Origin of the sequence: Okeania sp. SIO2B3, from assembly GCF_010672525.1 — a bacterium.
Taxonomy (GTDB): Bacteria; Cyanobacteriota; Cyanobacteriia; order Cyanobacteriales; family Microcoleaceae; genus Okeania.
Window position 1 is genome coordinate 1 of the sequence record NZ_JAAHGH010000239.1, and the last position, 1,426, is coordinate 1,426.

Annotated in this window: 2 protein-coding genes; both read left to right on the plus strand. The window is 38.1% G+C overall.

Going from position 1 to position 1,426, the window contains the following annotated elements:
- Positions 1 to 15: 15 nt before the first annotated feature.
- Entirely contained in the window at positions 16 to 138 is a 123-nt protein-coding gene (locus tag F6K15_RS37920) for a hypothetical protein (RefSeq protein WP_293071259.1), read from the plus strand.
- Between the two features lie 31 nt (positions 139 to 169).
- Positions 170 to 1,348, plus strand: coding sequence for a transposase (locus F6K15_RS37925; protein ID WP_293071261.1), 1,179 nt, complete (start codon positions 170 to 172; stop codon positions 1,346 to 1,348).
- The last annotated feature ends 78 nt before the right edge of the window (positions 1,349 to 1,426 follow it).

The window sequence follows — 1,426 nt, forward strand, 5'->3', positions numbered from 1 at the left end:
AGGAGCTGATTGCTAGTGTCAATATCTCTGGCAATTTCTGGCAATAGCTCAAACAAAGAAGGGGATTTTTTTGACTTGACAAAAAAAATGGTTGATAATCTGGTTGGAGGTGATTTGATTGTACGCCAAAAAACTTGAATTAAAGCTTAATAACCAGGAGCGCTCAAAAATGGCTCAATGGGCTGGTTATGCTCGTTTCGTTTACAACTATGGCCTCAATATGGTTAATGGAACTTCTGGCATGACCAAAGTTAACAAACGCGGCCAGAAAGTTAGCTTGAGTTACACATTACGCATTTTAGAAGCTAAAAAAGTCTTTACTAACTATGTCAAAAAGCAACCAGAATATGCTTGGATAAATAATTATTCATCTCGCATTTATCAAAGTGCTTTTCAACATCTAGGTGAAGCATTTAAACGCTATAAAGAAGGAACAAGTAAGTATCCTCAGTTAAAAAGAAAAAAAGACCGACAATCTTTCACGGTTTATGACGGTAATGGAAAAGTTACAATTAACCCTGGTAAAAAAATTAAAATACCAACATTAGGAACTTTTCGATTATGGGAATCAATTCCTTACACCACAGCAAGTCAGACTTTTACTATTAGTAGAACAGGGGAAAAATGGTTTGTTAGCTTTGGTGTTGAAGCAGAAAAATTACCAGTTCATCCATTATTAGATGAACGTTATCAAGAGGCTTTTGGCATTGACCTTGGTGTGAAACAGTTTGGTACAATAGCTTCATCAAAAGAAAACCAGATTATTTCTTTTCCTGAATCAATAAAAAAAGAGCAGTTCAAGTTGGCTAAGTTTCAGTGGCATAATCGCCAGAAGCAACTAGGTGGTAAGGGTAAACCTGCTTCAAAAAATGCGGTAAAATACTACAAAAAATTGGCAAAATATCATGCTCGTATTGCTAGTCAGCGTAAAGATTTTATCGAGAAAATTACTACTGAATTAGCGAGTTATTATCAGCACATCTGTTTAGAAAACCTAAACGTCAAAGGGATGATGCAAAATGGTAAGTTAGCAGCATCTATAGCAAGGCTTGGATTTTATCAATTTAGGCAACGATTGACAACCAAAATCGTCGCTAGTGGTGGAAGTGTAGTGCTAGCTGACCAGTGGTTTCCCTCATCTAAAACTTGTCATAATTGCGGTCACATTACAAGAGATCTCAAGCTAAGTGACCGCATCTATAACTGTCCCAACTGCGGAACAGTTATAGACCGCGACTTAAATGCGGCGATTGTGTTATCTCAATATGGGGAAGTGAATCAAAAGGCTAGGGTGGGCTGCACCCGAATTTACGCCTGTGAACTGGAAGGAGCCGACTCCCCAGGTTGAAGCAGGAAATAAGCTTCAATTCTGGCATTACCAGGTTTGTCCTAGTTTTGCCGGAATTGTGTAGGTATTTTACAGCAG

Coding starts and splice junctions, on each gene's coding strand:
- F6K15_RS37925 (WP_293071261.1), top strand. CDS start 170: ATGGCTCAATGGGCTGGTTATGCTCGTTTCGTTTACAACTATGGCCTC.